General features: G+C 39.4%; 19 protein-coding genes, 1 pseudogene and 1 riboswitch. Of the genes and pseudogenes, 10 read left to right on the forward strand and 10 right to left on the reverse strand.

Annotated elements, in window-relative coordinates:
- Positions 1-31: 31 nt before the first annotated feature.
- Positions 32-1159, reverse strand: coding sequence for a hypothetical protein (locus A4U59_RS06850; protein ID WP_070120430.1), 1128 nt, complete (start codon positions 1157-1159; stop codon positions 32-34).
- 756 nt (positions 1160-1915) lie between these two features.
- On the opposite strand from A4U59_RS06850, the gene A4U59_RS06855 reads away from it, so the two are divergent.
- Complete coding sequence (locus A4U59_RS06855) at positions 1916-2197, forward strand: AbrB/MazE/SpoVT family DNA-binding domain-containing protein (RefSeq protein WP_070120431.1); 282 nt, start codon at positions 1916-1918, stop codon at positions 2195-2197.
- Positions 2198-2274: 77 nt separating this feature from the next.
- Here the strand turns inward: A4U59_RS06855 and A4U59_RS06860 are convergent, their stop codons facing one another.
- Positions 2275-2997: a GIY-YIG nuclease family protein gene (locus A4U59_RS06860; RefSeq protein WP_070120432.1), complete on the reverse strand. Its 723-nt coding sequence runs from the start codon at positions 2995-2997 to the stop codon at positions 2275-2277.
- Positions 2998-3312: 315 nt separating this feature from the next.
- On the opposite strand from A4U59_RS06860, the gene A4U59_RS06865 reads away from it, so the two are divergent.
- From A4U59_RS06865 to A4U59_RS20815, 3 genes and pseudogenes are all read left to right on the forward strand, one after another.
- Positions 3313-5454 (forward strand): DEAD/DEAH box helicase, encoded by a 2142-nt coding sequence (locus A4U59_RS06865; RefSeq protein WP_070120433.1) that lies wholly within the window; start codon positions 3313-3315, stop codon positions 5452-5454.
- Positions 5451-6158 carry a DUF2290 domain-containing protein gene (locus A4U59_RS06870; RefSeq protein ID WP_070120434.1) on the forward strand — a complete coding sequence of 236 codons (708 nt, stop codon included), beginning with the start codon at positions 5451-5453 and terminating at the stop codon, positions 6156-6158. The genes A4U59_RS06865 and A4U59_RS06870 overlap by 4 nt, the downstream gene beginning before the upstream one ends.
- A 472-nt stretch (positions 6159-6630) precedes the next feature.
- A pseudogene (locus tag A4U59_RS20815) lies at positions 6631-6846 on the forward strand (aminopeptidase); the annotation flags it as partial.
- Between the two features lie 199 nt (positions 6847-7045).
- Here A4U59_RS20815 and A4U59_RS06875 read toward each other — a convergent pair.
- The 5 genes from A4U59_RS06875 to A4U59_RS21685 all read right to left on the reverse strand — a co-directional run bounded on the left by A4U59_RS06875 (position 7046) and on the right by A4U59_RS21685 (position 9173).
- The gene (locus A4U59_RS06875; protein WP_083270705.1) at positions 7046-7267 is read right to left on the reverse strand and encodes a hypothetical protein; all 222 of its coding nucleotides are present in this window, start codon (positions 7265-7267) and stop codon (positions 7046-7048) included.
- On the reverse strand, positions 7252-7482 hold the full coding sequence (locus A4U59_RS06880; protein ID WP_070120435.1) for a hypothetical protein: 231 nt from the start codon (positions 7480-7482) through the stop codon (positions 7252-7254). Before A4U59_RS06880 ends, A4U59_RS06875 begins: the two co-directional genes overlap by 16 nt.
- A 194-nt stretch (positions 7483-7676) precedes the next feature.
- Positions 7677-7853: a YfhE family protein gene (locus A4U59_RS20820; RefSeq protein ID WP_083270706.1), complete on the reverse strand. Its 177-nt coding sequence runs from the start codon at positions 7851-7853 to the stop codon at positions 7677-7679.
- A 110-nt stretch (positions 7854-7963) separates the two neighbouring features.
- Positions 7964-8767: a VLRF1 family aeRF1-type release factor gene (locus A4U59_RS06885; protein WP_245680512.1), complete on the reverse strand. Its 804-nt coding sequence runs from the start codon at positions 8765-8767 to the stop codon at positions 7964-7966.
- Between the two features lie 256 nt (positions 8768-9023).
- Positions 9024-9173: a hypothetical protein gene (locus A4U59_RS21685; protein WP_169823921.1), complete on the reverse strand. Its 150-nt coding sequence runs from the start codon at positions 9171-9173 to the stop codon at positions 9024-9026.
- 371 nt (positions 9174-9544) lie between these two features.
- On the opposite strand from A4U59_RS21685, the gene A4U59_RS06890 reads away from it, so the two are divergent.
- Positions 9545-10048, forward strand: a complete 504-nt coding sequence (locus tag A4U59_RS06890; protein ID WP_070120437.1) for a DoxX family protein — start codon at positions 9545-9547, stop codon at positions 10046-10048.
- A gap of 45 nt (positions 10049-10093) precedes the next feature.
- On the forward strand, positions 10094-10603 hold the full coding sequence (locus A4U59_RS06895) for a DoxX family protein (RefSeq protein ID WP_070120438.1): 510 nt from the start codon (positions 10094-10096) through the stop codon (positions 10601-10603).
- Positions 10604-10662: 59 nt separating this feature from the next.
- Here the strand turns inward: A4U59_RS06895 and ymzB are convergent, their stop codons facing one another.
- Together ymzB and A4U59_RS06905 are read right to left on the reverse strand one after the other, a co-directional pair.
- Positions 10663-11058 carry a protein YmzB gene (gene ymzB, locus A4U59_RS06900; RefSeq protein ID WP_169823922.1) on the reverse strand — a complete coding sequence of 132 codons (396 nt, stop codon included), beginning with the start codon at positions 11056-11058 and terminating at the stop codon, positions 10663-10665.
- Positions 11059-11159: 101 nt separating this feature from the next.
- Positions 11160-11663: a metallophosphoesterase family protein gene (locus A4U59_RS06905; protein WP_070120440.1), complete on the reverse strand. Its 504-nt coding sequence runs from the start codon at positions 11661-11663 to the stop codon at positions 11160-11162.
- A 228-nt stretch (positions 11664-11891) separates the two neighbouring features.
- On the opposite strand from A4U59_RS06905, the gene A4U59_RS06910 reads away from it, so the two are divergent.
- Entirely contained in the window at positions 11892-12128 is a 237-nt protein-coding gene (locus A4U59_RS06910) for a glutaredoxin family protein (protein ID WP_070120441.1), read from the forward strand.
- A gap of 193 nt (positions 12129-12321) precedes the next feature.
- On the opposite strand, the gene A4U59_RS21290 is transcribed toward A4U59_RS06910, so the two are convergent.
- The gene (locus tag A4U59_RS21290) at positions 12322-12546 is read right to left on the reverse strand and encodes a hypothetical protein (RefSeq protein ID WP_157888143.1); all 225 of its coding nucleotides are present in this window, start codon (positions 12544-12546) and stop codon (positions 12322-12324) included.
- A gap of 100 nt (positions 12547-12646) precedes the next feature.
- Between A4U59_RS21290 and A4U59_RS06915 the strand changes: the two genes are divergently transcribed.
- The 3 genes from A4U59_RS06915 (at position 12647) to A4U59_RS06925 (ending at position 16508) form a co-directional block, all read left to right on the forward strand.
- Positions 12647-13021, forward strand: a complete 375-nt coding sequence (locus tag A4U59_RS06915) for a hypothetical protein (protein ID WP_245680513.1) — start codon at positions 12647-12649, stop codon at positions 13019-13021.
- Positions 13022-13173: 152 nt separating this feature from the next.
- A riboswitch (TPP riboswitch) is annotated at positions 13174-13278 on the forward strand.
- A gap of 89 nt (positions 13279-13367) precedes the next feature.
- On the forward strand, positions 13368-13934 hold the full coding sequence (gene thiT, locus A4U59_RS06920; RefSeq protein WP_070120442.1) for an energy-coupled thiamine transporter ThiT: 567 nt from the start codon (positions 13368-13370) through the stop codon (positions 13932-13934).
- Positions 13935-14072: 138 nt separating this feature from the next.
- Positions 14073-16508, forward strand: a complete 2436-nt coding sequence (locus A4U59_RS06925) for a Lon protease family protein (RefSeq protein WP_070120443.1) — start codon at positions 14073-14075, stop codon at positions 16506-16508.
- The last annotated feature ends 5 nt before the right edge of the window (positions 16509-16513 follow it).

Below are 16513 nucleotides of genomic sequence, written 5' to 3' on the forward strand. Positions count from 1 at the left end.
CAGCATATATTTCAGCCTATGGTCAATAGCCTTATTCCAATTGACTTAACCAATCATCTTCACTTACATTTTTCTGGTCATCCTCGATAAGTTCACTAATATCATAACTTGCCTTTTGACTTTTATATCTGGATACCCTCCGATTTCTTTCTTCCGTTTCCTGTATCTCCTCCATCATCTTCATAACTCTTTCTTCTTCTATTTTTTTATTTTTCTCCTCTCGAACTTTCCTTTTGAGAGCTTTTTCTTTTAGTTTTTCCATTTTCTTTTGTCCACTTGGATTGTTGCTTATTGCATTTATCCTGTTATCCGCATGTTCTTTTAGTATTTGACAATTAGTTGTTAAAAGAACATAAAAATCATCTTCATCCAGCCAAATATTTTCTTCTTCTACTGTATTAAACCACTTGTGTTTCCGGGTTTCACTACTGTTATCTCTCGCTGTTGCCGAATTGAGAAACGTATTTATCTCTTTTTCTACGTTGACTGGTTGAGGTTGTTCTTCTTCTTTTACTTCGTATCTATTTGGCGTTTGCCTCACATTCCCATGACAATTTGTATAATATTGCCCTCGATGCTTTCTTATTATTCCTTCATTAACGCAATCATCAATTATTTTTACAGCAGTTTGATGGGAAACAGATAAAACAGACTCCCATTCGCTATAGGTGATTGAGTATGTTCCTTCACTTTCAGACCCCTTAAAAAATCGCCAATCTACATAAACAAGTACCTTTAGCTGAGTAATAGAACTAGTTCTTTCATACATATCATTGTAAACTTTTGTAAAACCATAGAATAACCAATTTCCGCTTTTGACAGGCTTTATATATATATCACTATTTAAGTCTGGTAACATTACATCTATAGTTGTATTGTTTTTCAGTTGATAATCATCAAATTCAATGTCAATATATCCTTTTTCTTGTAACGTAATTAAGGATTTTTTTACTTTTTTCTTACCCCTGCCTTGATTCTTATCAAATCTTGTTAGTGAATTAAGTAAATCAATACTTACAATTGCTCTGCTGGTGTCCTTAGCTAGATTAAGGCAATGTAAATGGTAAAACAAAATGAACTCTTCATCTGTTGCAAAATATGGAGTATCAAAAGCAAACATCTTGTTTGGTATGGGTACAAATACATCTTTATTTTTCATAAAATCCGCTCCTTTTTCTCTTATTAATCTATCAACCTCCAGATTATTTATGTTTGTTTATTGTTTTGTTTCTCTTTTTTTGTTCTTTATCTGGTTTATACTGTCAAGAATCTGTATGATATCGTACAGATTCTACTATAATAATCAATATATTCTGTATGAATCCATACACAGTATTAAATAACTCTGTATTTATTTATACAATTTTACTATGTCATTTTTACTCCCTTCTTTTTGTGTAAAAACAAAACAGAGCCTAGCTAAATACAAAAAAAGCTAACAGCAGCAAAACAAAACATGAACATATCACCCAATAACAAAGGGAAAAAGGGTATACTCCTCCCACTGTTTCAAACGGATGATTTAATTGTTTTCATGTTTTTGTTTTTAGCCATTAGCTTTTAAATTCAGCTTATGTTTGGATCGGCTTTACGTTATATATAATATTACCTAATAGCAACTTACCTGTCCAGCTATTTTGAACATGTTGGAATCTTTTCCTTGAATAGTATTTGCAGTTTTACCAGTAAAGTGTTAACAAACTACCAATAAAAAATTTTTTTAAAACTTCTCTAGTCATTGTTGACTCTTCACTCATATTGCCAAATAAGTAATATATGTCTAATGTATTCATATTCTGGACGGGGTACTTTTATGCAACTTGACAAAATTCTTCAAAAACAAGGACAAATATACTATGTGTAAGATAAAATGGACTAGAATATACTTCCAAATTTGTAAAGGTGGCGACAAAATGTGAAGTCAACTGGTATTGTTCGTAAAGTTGATGAGTTAGGTAGAGTTGTTATGCCCATAGAACTGCGACGTAACTTAGGAATTAAAGAGAGAGATAGTATGGAGATTTTCGTTAAAGAGGATTTAATCATATTAAAAAAGTATCATGCCGGGAATCAATGTTTAATAACAGGTAAAATATCTAGTGAGAACTTACATTTAGGCAGCGGTAAGGTTATATTGAGTAAAGAAGCCGCTCAAGAATTGTTTAACGAATTAGAAGGTAAGTTAAAAACAGAGTAATATAATTTTCCATCCTTTTAATAAGGGGTACAATAGGTCAGAATCTTGAGCCACTGACCTCTCCTCTTATAAAGACTTCACCCTTTTTTTACTTCCTTTTGATACTCCTTTATCACCCTTACAAAGCCAATGGTAAAATGTATATTATGTGGCAATCCTAGTTCTAAAAATAATTCCTTTACGTACTTCATCCTCTTACGAGTATTCGTAAGGTCTAATAATATTTCTTCTTTTACAGCACCTAGTATTAAATCTGCTGCCTTTTGATAGTCCTCACTTTCGAAAATATGTTTATCCAATATATTACCAGGCATCCTATTATAACCATTTTGATACGAATCATAAGCCCTTATTGCATTGTCCTCTAATTCGTTTAGTGATGAAAAGGAAGTATACTCTATAGGTATCAAACTAATATTAAATTCATTTCCTAACCTATAATCCATATATACTTCAGTATTTCCTGCACTTTTAACAAAATGTTTATAAGCCCTATCAAAAACTGCTTTGGCTTGACCAACATAATAACTATCTTTTGAAAGATTATGGATTACATAAATACCAGAAAAATTATCTATATTTTGGTTTTCTTGTTGACTTTTATATCTAACTCCTAGCAATTTTTGTGGTGTTAGTTGGATTTTTTTTCTTAGTTCATCCAACTCTTTTCTTACAGTTTCTTTATTACTGTTTCGTACAAATTCAGTTTGCTTTTTATAAAAATATGAAGGTGATATTTCATAAGGTTCAGAATCACTCAAAACATCCTTTATCCAGTTTAGTTCATCTTCTGTAAGCATATAATCACCTTTCTAAATAGTCTGTATTTCAGCTGGTAAATATGACAGTCTTTTTCCATTTTAGCAAAATCATCTTTTTTCAACTATCCTGCCCCCGTTTAAATAAAATATTGGTTTCATTTAGTTTAGGATCGCTCGTAAATTTATAAACAATGCACTCCCAAGGAGTGATTTCGGTACAAGTCTTGGTATATTTTACAAATCATCACTTTATAACTATTTAAGTTTGATATAATTATACATAAGCCATTAAATAAATACATAATTTTCAAGTAATTATTTCATAAGGAATTTATCTAAAAAGTAGGTGACGATTTGAAAAAGCATATTTTGTCTCAAGAATACTATAATGACCCAGTTACAATACGGTTAGTTGAATTTCTTGAACAAGAGCTTATTGATCTAGAAGAAGCTACGTTATTTTACCGATACCCAATGATTCGGGAATTAGATGAGGAATTGCGTTATCCTAGCGTTTTACTTATTACCCCTATTCATGGGATATTACTTTTCAAATGTGATGGTGTAACAAAGCAAAGGCATCATGAAGTAGATTTACTTGGAGAAGAATTATTACGAATTGAGGACTTACTATTTTCAAAACTTATTAAGAGTCCTAATAAAAAACTTAAAAAAGGTCGGCGTAATCTCTCTTTTAATTTGTCTTCTGCTCTATATCTTCCTAATTTCGAAGAAGACGACATAGTTAGTACGGATGTTGAATTACTTACAACAAATAATGAGGTAAGAATCTTCCTCCAAGAATGCAAAGACGAAGAAATTGATGAAAAAATTTTCAAAGAGATTTTTTCAATTATAGAAAGTTCAACTGCGATTATAAAACCAAAAGAAAGAAACATCCAAGAGGGTAAAGATAACTCTAAGGCTGCTTTACTAAAGATGTTAGAAGAAGAAATAGCAACTTTCGATGAAGCACAAAAGTATGCAGCACTTTCACAATTAGAAGGTCCACAAAGAATTAGAGGATTGGCTGGAACAGGAAAGACAATAATTCTTTGCATGAAGGCTGCTATCTTACATCTTAAGTACCCGGATAAAAAAATCTTATATACTTTCATGACCAAAAGTCTTTACGATTATATCGAATTGCTTATAACAAGGTTTTACAAAGTCCTGGGTGATGGTCATCCTCCAAACCTAATTGATAAAATAAATATAATGCATGCATGGGGCGGAGATAATCTTAAAGGTGTATATTACAATTCCTGTAAGATGAATGCTGTAGAACCAATACCATTTCGAAAAGCAGTACGTGCTGCTGGAAGTAGTAATGCTTTTGATTATATTTGTAAAGATTTATTAAGACAAACAAATGGAAGCTTAAAAAAAGAATATGATTATGTTTTAATGGATGAGGCCCAAGATTTTAAACCTTCGTTCTATCAAGTATGTAGAGCAATAGTTAAAAAAGACTGCCTTGTTTGGGGATATGATGACTTGCAAAATATATTCGATGTCACTATCCAGAATACAATTGAAACATTTCAAAATGAATACGGGGCTGAAGGTATTGATTTGAATGAACTCCAAAAAAGTTATCCAGATATGGATAATGACATTGTCCTGTCTAAATGTTATAGAAACCCTAAAGAAATTTTAGTTACTGCACATGCATTAGGATTTGGAATAAATAACGACACACTTATACAATCTTTAGAAAACAACTCCCATTGGGAGGATTTGGGCTATAAAGTATTAGAAGGAAACAGTAAGAACGGAGACCATATGGTTATTGAAAGACTTCCAAAAAACAGCCCTCTGTCAATCTCCGAATATCAAGGTCCAGACGATATTATTGAACTGTACTCTGCAAAAGATTTTAATGATGAAGTAAATTGGGTATGTAATACAGTCCAATTTAGCATAGAAGAAGATGGTTTAAGACCAGACGATATAATTGTTATATCTCTTGATGATAGAAATATGAAAAGTTATTTTGAAAACATCAGTAGTGAATTATTAAGTCGAAAAATATTCACTCATAATTTATCAACAAATACTTATCAAAAAGGATTTTCTGAAGATAACTGTGTAACTTTGTCATCAGTATATAAAGCTAAAGGACACGAAGCCGCAATGGTAATAGTTATAGGTTGCGATGTTTTTGAAAATAAAAAATATGATCGGAGCATGCGGAACAAAATTTTCACGGCTTTTACCAGAGCTAAAGCATGGTTAAAAGTAAGTGGAATGAACATCGAAGATGATTCTATTTATAGGGAAATAAATAAGATAAAGGAAGACCAATTTATTCTGGATTTTATATATAAAGAAGCTCACATAATACAAAGAGACCTTACTGAAGAACATGCTAAAAAATCCACCTTAAGAGACTTAGTGTTTGAAATGGTGGATGAATTAAAAAAGAAAGGTTATTCAGAACAAGAAATTAAAGAAATGGTTAAAGAACGACAAATAGAGGATGATAAGGAATGAATATTGGTTCTTTTTTAAGTTCCTTAAGAGACGTTAAATATACTCTAAAAGAAGCTGAACTTCTAAAAGAAATAAATACCACCAGAGAAATAACATTAGACTTCGGTAAATTTTCTGAAAGTTTCCTACAAGTTTTCCAGAAAAATGACTATAGTAAAATATACAGAACAGCAATGGAAAATAATGACTATGATTTTCTTTTAACTGATGACTCTTTTTTTCAGTTTTCTTGTACACCAAAGGAAGGAAATTTAGAGCATGGTTCAATAAGGTATGCATATTATGAAAACCCAAGAAATTATCCAACCTATGAAGAATTTATTGAAACTATAGGTTTTTCTTACGAGCAATGTAGAGATGAGTTCCAAAATGAGTATGAACAATCAATAGCAGAAGCTAAACTGAAAAACACAGTTACACCTATAAGATATGATTATGATTTCCAGCTATATGAACCTATTCACCATCCCATATCCCATATTCATATTGGTCACAATAATGAATTAAGACTTCCATCGGATAAAATTTTAACACCTGCAAAGTTTGTTAATTTCGTATTGCAAAATACTTATAGGAGACAATGGAAAAGTACTTTTCAGAATGATAAGTTTAGAAATAAAGTTTTAACAGCAAAAAGAAGGTGTTTTAAAGTAGATGATAGTTACTTTACAAGAGATGAACAAGAGTTCTTATTTATAGTATAAAAGTTAATTACTTTTAAGAATTGTATCCCCTTCTTTTTGAAGAAGACAATGGATTGTTGAAAATCACAATTAACTGTGATGCAGTCTGATTAAGTAGTGTCTAAGGACGTTTTATGGAATCACCCTGTCGGTGAGGGTGTATTCACTAAAAATACTTCAATATATTTGGTGTAATACTGTAAACCCTCCCCCCCAATTAAAAAGAGCATATTGCTATTGCAAATGCTTTTTTTTTTTTGAAAAAACCTTTATATCGCCCGAATGTATCCAAAAATGTATTGATAAAAAAATTGATATAAGTCCTGTATAATATAACAATAGAAAAGCACATCATAAAGAATTAATTTTACGAATTGAAATTAAAAACTACTCACAAAAAAAGAAGCGTAGCCGCTTCTTATATATCGGAAACCTTTTAAATGCTAAAGATATATTAATTAGTTTTTGGTCACAACATGGTCACATTGGTCACGAAAATGCTTCAAACCATCTGGCAATCGGCAATGCGTATGCGTTTTGTATAGAAGGCGGCAAAACGATGTCTCAGGATGAACTGGCAGACAACGGCCTGAACGAAAGCCTCACCCACGTGGATTTCATGATCGGCTCCGCAGAAATGGATATCGACGGCGAGCTGGCAGACGGCACGCGCGAACCAATATTCCGGAACGGCAACTGGGCGTTTTAATCAGTCATAAAGCTAAGAACAAAAGCGCAAGGCGGACGCATAAGCGGAGTCCCCGCAGGAAGGTGATCTTTCCTTCCGAAGGGATCGCCGCTTATGGCGCAAGCCGCTGGTGCCTGGAGCTGGACAGTAATCTTACTTGAACAAGTTATACTTTCTTACCTTATTAAGAAAAACCGGGCGAAAACCACGCCCGGTCCTTTTAGTCCAGATCCGATAACTTGTGCTCATAGCCCTGGATACTGGTGTAATGTTCGGGATGCATTTCCCCTCCACATTGTTCACAGATGAATCTCGGCGGGGTCGATGGATCACCGATGGCCATTTCATCCAGTTCCCTGACGACACAGCGCTTAAGATTTTTAATTTCCTTAACAGAGAAAAAGCCGGCGCAGCATGCCGGCTTTTTCATATATGGTTCCATTTTTCGGTTCCTCTTTCGAAAAGATCAGCCTCGCTTGTCTTCCCCATCCGTTTTTCATGGATTTGCCGGGCTTGCTGAAAAAACTGATCGTTCTTAAACTCCCCTTTTAATGATTTGCGTACAAGCATTTTCTCTTCTTCATTAATCCGCAACCCGATTAATTTCAGTGATGCACAGGCCCGCTGCAACGCATCTTCAACGCTTTCATTATACATACACTTCCCCCCGGCTGAATGTGTTGATTAAAAAGAGCCATACACTTGCTTATTCGTATAAATTGTAAAAATGATGACGGTACGTCAGGGCACCAGCCTTTATTCTGGATATTTGCCGATATGACCGGCTGTTCCGCCAATATTCCTTTCAGCATATAAGAAGCCCCTCTCCACCTGGAGAAGGGCTTGCCAATTTATTCATCCCGAAGCAAGTCAGGATTTTCACGTTTTGCCCGGCGCACTTTCGGTTTCCGGATGCCTCCCGCTATATCCGCCTTTTTGAATTCATGGGAATACTTTACTTCCTGTGCATCTGATAAACTAAAGCCTTTCTCATCTGTTGGCTGGTATTGAGCATTATTTCTTGCCATTTCTATCATCCTCCTTTTTTTCTTGATGAGGCAAGAATCAAAGAGAGCTGCTTACTCTTACTATTTTCTTCCCTATATAGATGATCTAAAACATCCTTGACAGAGATCGTCTAAGCCACCACTTCCTCAAGCACTTTTTCTTCCTTCTGGTTCAATAGATTTTTTGGCACCCGGTCATCGATCGGCTTATTCATATTGTTCTCAATTTCAGCGATTTCTTCTTTCTTGCCGACAAGATAAATTCGCTGCCACTCATCTTTCTTCGCCATTTTATCCAGCTTCGGTGCCAGGCTTTTGTACCAGCGTTTTTGATTGACGCGGATACTGTCTTCATACTTATGCTGCTGGACACCTGATCCCTGCGTCCCTCCGCGCATGGGATTGCCTGCGGTTGGCTGTCCTTTGTATTTCCGCCAATCTTCGGTCTCAAGATCGAGCATGTATTCCTTTGTATTGTGCACGACGCCAAGTTCCGCTTCCATAATTTTGACATGGTTTTGCTGGACAAGGATTATCCCGGATTTAGGGAATTCCCGGTTCAACTGTTTCAGCTGTTCAAGGCGCGGTTTGGTTTCCCAAAAAAACTCTGTTTCAACTCTCATTTGAAGCGTTTCGCCAAACCAGACGGTTTCATCGGCTGAAGCAAAGACGACAATGCTCTTTAAATGATCGAGGTGATGGTTTTCCACAAAGTTTTCCGTACGGGACCTGACCTTCCTGAAATTTTTCAATTCTTCCTTGTTGCCGCTGTTTTCAACATATTCTTCGAAATTATTCATCGCATTCTTTAATTGGATTTTCCATTCTCCCCCCTGATGGCCGGGGTCTGAAGGATCCATATTCAAATACATTGTTAACACTTTCTCAGGCTTTTCGAGCTGGATTTTTTCAAGTGTTCGAATTCGATCTGTCATAGACATGTGTTTGGTCCACCTTTCGGTCCTGAAATGGTATCCTTTTCATTCAATGCTCTGTAAAACGGCCTTGTTGTTTTTCGCCCAAGGCACTCACATTCCGCTCCAATCCACATTGTGCTTTGACACAGGCTTATTCAATTGTCTATAGTAATGTTTTTCCGCTCCTGCACTTGATTAAACAAAAAATCCCAGCAAAAGAGGCGGATAGTTCCCTATTAATTCTGTTTAGTTAGGGGCTGTTAAGAAAAGTAGTTTAGATAACATGGGAAACAACAGTTCCCAGCCAGTATGGAATCACAAGTTTTTTATGCTCCACTTTTAACTCTCTCCATATCCTTTCATTCATTAACAAATCAGCAATTGAAATCGCATAATGGATTGACAGGACAATAAGTGGTGTCATTTGAAGTGTTTGTAAGAAGAGGAGGGATAGAGCTTACCCGTTCCTTTCGGCTGCAGGCATTCGCTTTCACCACGGGCCCAAGTACGACATCCGTTCCGGTTCCCCTCCGGTTTTTGTGCTATTTATTGTGAGAAGTAACCAGTGATTTCAAATGATAATTACTGTGTCATTTTAGGCCTTCTCTACAGGATTCAAACTCATACATATACGGGTACCCCTATTTACACTCCCTTCATAGTGGAAACTTTGAAAAGTTGTCAAAAAGTTGTGTCCGATTTGTAAATACTGCCATATTTACAACACTTTTCTACCACATTTCGATATATTGAAAGTGTAATAGATATCACATTTTTTATTAAGGAGTGAATCAAATGTTTGTTAAATGGCTTCGTGAAAACACCATTGCTTCTTATCTTCTGACCATCATTCGTGTGTATATCGGTTATCAGTGGCTCCATGCAGGCTGGGGAAAAGTGACGGGCGGATTTGATGCTTCCGGTTTTCTGAAAGGTTCCATCGGAAAAGCGTCCGGAGATCATCCGGCAGTGCAAGGCTGGTGGGCCAGCTTCCTGGAAGGATTCGCACTTCCGAATTCAGGACTCTTCAGTTTCATGGTCGGCGAGTTGCTTGTAGGCATTGGCCTTATTCTTGGAGGATTGACAACTTTCGCAGCTCTCATGGGTATCGTAATGAACTTTGCATTCATGTTTTCCGGCACAACCAGCACTAATCCGCAAATGACTCTTTTAACTATTTTCATTCTTGTCGCTGGATACAATGCAGCAAAAATCGGCATCGACCGCTGGATCATTCCGTTCATCCGCCAGTTCTATGCTAAAGATGATAAATCTGCGGCATATAACAAAGTATCCTGATTAAAGCATGTTAAATCACTAATTAAATGATTAGGAGTGAGTCAAATGTTTGTTAAATGGCTTCGTGAAAACACCATTGCTTCTTATCTTCTGACCATCATTCGTGTGTATATCGGTTATCAGTGGCTCCATGCAGGCTGGGGAAAAGTGACGGGCGGATTTGATGCTTCCGGTTTCCTGAAAGGTTCCATCGGAAAAGCGTCCGGAGATCATCCGGCAGTGCAAGGCTGGTGGGCCAGCTTCCTGGAAGGATTCGCACTTCCGAATTCAGGACTCTTCAGTTTTATGGTCGCATACGGCGAGTTGCTTGTAGGCATTGGCCTTATTCTTGGAGGATTGACAACTTTCGCAGCTCTCATGGGTATCGTAATGAACTTTGCATTCATGTTTTCCGGCACAACCAGCACTAATCCGCAAATGACTCTTTTAACTATTTTCATTCTTGTCGCTGGATACAATGCAGCAAAAATCGGCATCGACCGCTGGATCATTCCGTTCATCCGCCAGTTCTATGCTAAAGATGATAAATCTGCGGCATATAATGAAGCGTCCTGAGCGACTCATGATTTACTTCAATAAAAATAACCGGCAGCTGACACAGCTGCCGGTTATTTTTACTCCTTTGTCACCGTATATGACGCCCTTGAACTCTCAAGGTGTATGCGGCTCTCTGATACATCAACGTTATGGAGGCCTGCAAGCGGAATTTCGTAATCGTTCTGCGGCAAATCCTGGACGTCCTTCTCGGCACTGATGCTTCCATGGCCACGCAGCTTCAAGAGATGCTCACCAAGATAGTCATCAAGAGTAGCGGGCCGGTCGACCCACTCGACATCCAGCAAATTCATCGTCACTTCATCAAGGTCCCGCTGTTCATGTTTGCGAATGGAAATATCGCTTCCTTTCCATTCAGACAAAGCAAATTTCAGTTTACCTACTAATTCAAGTTTCTGTTCTTCGTTCATTGTCTTCACCTCACCGATAAATTTCCCACTTTTTGCAACTCTCACACATCTTCTTTTTAAAATGGCTGTAAATAAATTGTGTTTGTTAGGTTGGCCGGCTTAAACGGAATTGTTGATTTCAGCTCCAGCTACTCCCTTTCAGCAATTTACGGAGCTCGATCCTCAAAAAAGACATGGCCTACAGTAAAGTTTCCTGCTTCAATCATCATCACCCCATAGGAAAATTGTTTTTGTCTTCGCTTATCTGTAGGTGAACCCGGATTAAAAACAACCTGTCCATTCACTTCTTTATGAATCGGAATATGGGAATGTCCAAAAATGATGATATCCGGGTCATGATCACTGAAAGCAGCAATTGCCCGCCTTTCTGTTGTCCATCCCTTGCCATGGCCGTGAACAATCCCTATTTGTACACCTTCGGCCTCAATCAACTTCCAAAGTCCGAACCGTTCTGCCACTTCGTCCCCATCGACATTACCTGCTACCCCTTCCACAGGTGCGTATTGCTGCAATTCTTCATACAGCGCAAGGGTTTGCCAGTCACCGGCATGGATGATGAGCCCTGCATCTTTCAAATCCTTTTTTAATACAGCCGGTAATTCTTTCGCCCGTTTCGGCATGTGGGTATCTGATATGATCAAGACCTTCAATATGCATCCCCTCCTTTAAAAGCCTTCCCCTGTTTTCGACCTGTTAAATCTCCAGTATTCATTATCATACCTGAGATCAGTTCTCTGAAACCACATTTCTGTTACTTGTCGGGTTGACAATTATTTTTTGTTCAATTATTATACCTATAGGGGTATAAAAAGGCCGATAATCCAGACATTAACCGGCCCCTTAAAAGCTTATAAAATCGAACGGAGGAATAATTTGATATGAACAAAAACGTTACGGTCTACACGACAAGCACATGCCCGTACTGCACAATGGTGAAAAACTTCCTTAATGATAAGGGCGTGAAATTCACTGAGGTCAACTTGCAGCTTGAACCGGAAAAAATGGAATATGTTCTGCAAAACACCGGACAAATGGGAGTCCCTCAAACAGAAATTGATGGAAAGTGGATCATCGGTTTTGACCCGCAAAACATTGATGCAATGCTTACCGCATAATTTTGTTTTACGCGATGAGTTCATTTAAGGTGCAAGCACTGGCTACGGAGACTCGATTCGCCGTTTACACTGGCGGCTGTTGGATTTATTTCAGCAAATAAACCAACATTGCGAAACTGCACACACGATTCATCTATAAATTGGATAATGATTCCATTAGTAAAAACCCGTCCTTCTATGCAAGGGACGGGTTTTATTTACGTACATATGAAAGAGCAACCGAACAATGCGGACATAATTCATAGCCTTTGAATTGATTTAATTTATCGTCGCTATTCAGGTCCTGGCGGTGTTCCACGGGAATGGACTCGTGCTTGCAGTTATCTGTAACATAAGCAGATCGATGGACGATTTTCCGCTCATGATCGACCAAAAATTTTCCGATACGGCATGCCCCTTTCAAGCTTTCATCAAGCATAACATAATCGCTGCGGAATAGATATATTTACTGCGCCGGAAATATTTTTGGAAAATTCGCCCGGCCGCTGAATATACATGGAAATCGAGGAGGGATGAATATGCAGCAATACGGCAACTGGAACAGGGCAGATATGCAAATGTCCCCGGAACAAATGCATGATTTTTGTAGCACGTATAAGGATCACTACGTACAAATGGAAACAAGCGAGGGACAGCAGGCTGAGGGAATCATTTACAAGGTTGACCGCCAGCATGTGTATTTAATGGTGCCGGTTGGTGATATGGGCGATGACCGCGAAGCAGGTTATGGATATGGCTTGGGTGGATATGGTTTTCCCGGTTACGGTTTTCCGGGTTATGGATTTCCTGGCTATGGTTTTGGATACGGTTATCCAAGGCGCTTCCGGAGATTTCGCAGATACCGATACCCATTTTTCGGAATCCGCAGGTTCTTTTTCCCGTTCTTTTTTTAAAAAGGAAAAGCGAATCACTCGACAAAATTTCTTTTTTCCGTTACATTGTAATAGATTCCAGCCCGGCACAGTTTCATCAGCCGGCATTTTTTTGGAATGGGACTGTACAAGCTGCAGCTCTTAATGGATGCTGCATACAAAAAGCATATAAGCGCAACCACCAGGGGAGCCCAAAAAGGCTGAGAGTGAACGTGAGAGTTCTGACCCTTTGAACCTGTTAGTTAATGCTAGCGGAGGGATTGTGGAAGCGGACGATAACCAGGCAAGCAATGCGGGCGATCTCCTCTGAACAATCCCCTGTATTGCTTTTTGTTATGCGCCAGAAAGTTGAAAGGGGGGGAAAAGAATGCGGAACAAGACAGTTATTTTCATGGTGGAAGTTGCAATTTTCGGGGTACTTGGATATTTGCTCGATCTCTTTTCTTTTAAGCTATGGGCCCAGGGCGGTTCCATCTCATTTGCAATGCTGCCGATTTTCATCATTTCATACCGCTGGGGTTTGAAAGGCGGCCTGCTGACCGGTTTGATGGTCGGCCTTTTGCAGGTCGTAGCCGGACAACCCTACATTTATACACCGTTGCAGGCCTTTCTCGATTATTTTGTAGCCTTTTCTCTTGTAGGAACTGCGGGTATATTCGCTTCCAGAATCCGTCATTCCCTTGAAAATGGCCAGCGAAACAAAGCTGTCGGTTTTATCGTTGGCGGGGCTTTTTTGGGCAGCCTGCTCCGATACGCAATACATGTCTATTCAGGTATAGTCTTTTTTGGTGAATATGCTCCCGAAGGTACACCGGTCTTCATTTATTCACTTGTGTATAACCTGACCTATATGGGGCCGGCCTTTTTGCTAAGCGCGATGGTTCTTGCTGGAATTATAAAAGGTGCAGAGCGCCTTGTTATCCGGACAACCTGATAAATCCATGACGTCCTTAGAAACTTCCGCAATCAGCGGAAGTTTTTTTTATCTCTGTCACGGCTGCAGGCCGAGCAGGAACAGGAGCTGGCTGAGTCGAATATTGTAAATAACGTATTTTGATGGAGGTGGCGACAAATGGAGGATTTGCTGCCGGGTATTGAAGATGTTTGCCGTGTGCCTGAAGAAAAATTGCAAAATGTATGTAATGAGATGATTTTTCCTTTTGAAACAACCACCGGATACACCGATCTTGAAGATGAAATCATCGGCCAGCCCCGTGCTGTGGAAGCAATGGAATTCGGCCTTTCTGTCAGCCAGTCAGGATACAACATTTTTGTTGCCGGCCCTGCCGGTACAGGCAGAACAACCTTCACCCGCAGAAAAGCAAAGCAATTCGCCGACAAGCAGCCTGTCCCCTGTGATTGGTGTTATGTCAATAACTTTGAAAATCCCGATCAGCCAGTCGCCCTTTCGTTCCCTTCCGGTCAGGGACCTGCCTTCTGTGAAGAAATGGATGCGCTCTTAAGCGACATCGAAAACGAATTAATCAGAATCTTTTCAAGTGATGAATACACAAGCCGGAAAAACGGTATCATCCATGAATTTGAATCAAAGGTTGAATCTGCCTGGAAAGAGCTCACCCAATACGCACTGGACATGCAATATAAGGTGGAACGAACACCAACCGGCATCAATTCCTACCCTCTCCGTTTCAACCGGCCGCTTGAGCCCCATGAATACCAGAGGCTGACAGATGATATGAAAGAAGAGTTAAAAGTACGCGGAAGAAAAGTGGAAGAAAAGATAAATGAAACCCTTCATACTATCCAAAAAATCGAAAAAGAAATGCGGACAAACCTGGAGGAATATATGCAGGAAACTGCCAACTATGCGACAGACTACCTGTTTGCCCCGCTGCTATCCAAGTACAGCCATCAACGTGATACAATCCTCTATTTGGAATTATACCGAAAAGATATCAGCAAAAACTTTCCGCTGCTCCTGAATAAAGAAGGGGAAGAAAACCCGATGCTTGAGATTCTTGCTGGTACGGAGAACCAAAAAAAACGCGAACGGTACTTTGTTAATCTGCTCGTCAGCAACCCAGGCAAAACAGGAGCCCCGATTATTTATGAAACGAACCCGACATACAGCAACTTGTTCGGTAAAGTTGAATACAAAGGAAGTTTCGGAAACTGGTCGACTGATTTCACCCGAATCAAAGCAGGCTCGCTGCACCGGGCTAACGGCGGATACCTGATTATGCAGGTTGCTGATCTCTTGAGCGAACCGTATGTATGGACAATGCTGAAGCGAACATTGCAAAACGGGTCCATCACGCCGGATGGCCTCATTCAGGAAAAATCGCCTTTCGCCACCGCCGGGCTTCGACCTAAAGCAATCCCGCTTAACGTGAAGGTGATTTTGATCGGTTCCCACTACTTGTTTGACATGCTTTCATTGTGGGATGAAGATTTTCAAAAACAATTTAAAGTAAAAGTGGAATTTGATATTGAGATGGAACGCGATCTCGATCACCATTTGCAGATGGCTTCGTTTATCAAGACATTTTCTGATAATGAAGGCCTGCTGCCATTTCACCGGCGGGCGATTGCCCGTATCATCGATCACAGTTCCCGCCTGGTTGCTGATCAACGGAAGCTTTCTACGCGATTTCAGGACATCACTAAAATTCTTGTGGAGTCCAGCTATTGGGCAAGGAGGGAGAACAGCGAATTTGCAGACCGCGTTCACGTCCAAAAGGCGCTGGCCAAACAGCATTACCGCTCCAACCGGGTTGCAGAAAAGCTGCGTGAAATGATAATGGATGGAACGATAATGGTGGACACTGACGGAAAAAGGATTGGCCAGATCAATGGTCTTGCTGTAATGGGAACCCGCGATTTCACGTTCGGCCTGCCAAGCAGGATCACCGCCCAGACTTATGCCGGCCGCAGGGGTATATTGAACATCGAACGGGAAACATCCTTAAGCGGAGATCTCCATTCAAAAGGCTTGCTCATTTTAAGCGGTTACTTATCCGGCATGTTTGCCCAGAACCGTCCATTGCCGCTCTCGGCAAGCATTACGTTTGAACAAACCTATAATATGATCGACGGCGACAGCGCGTCCAGCACTGAGCTGTATGTCCTTTTATCATCATTAGCCAGAGTGCCGATCAAACAGGGAGTTGCCGTCACCGGGTCTGTTAACCAGTGGGGGGAAATCCAGCCAATCGGCGGTGTAAACGAAAAAATTGAAGGATTCTTCTTTATCTGCAAAGAAAAAGGTCTCACCGGTAAGCAGGGCGTGATCATCCCCCATCAAAATGTCAAAAACCTGATGCTTGATGATGAAGTGGCTAAAGCTGTAAAAAATGGGGAATTCCATATTTGGGCAATCAAAAATGTGACAGAGGGTATCGAAATCCTGACCGGAATTCCAGCTGGACCTGAACGAAATGAAGGCGGCCAATTTGAGAAAGGCACCATTTTCCGGCTTGTCGAGGAAAGGCTGGAGGAAATGTATAAAACTGCAATAAAGAGTGGCAGCCAACAGTTAAATTGCTGAATTGA

This window comes from Bacillus marinisedimentorum (assembly GCF_001644195.2).
Classification (GTDB): Bacteria; Bacillota; Bacilli; order Bacillales; family Bacillaceae_O; genus Bacillus_BL; species Bacillus_BL marinisedimentorum.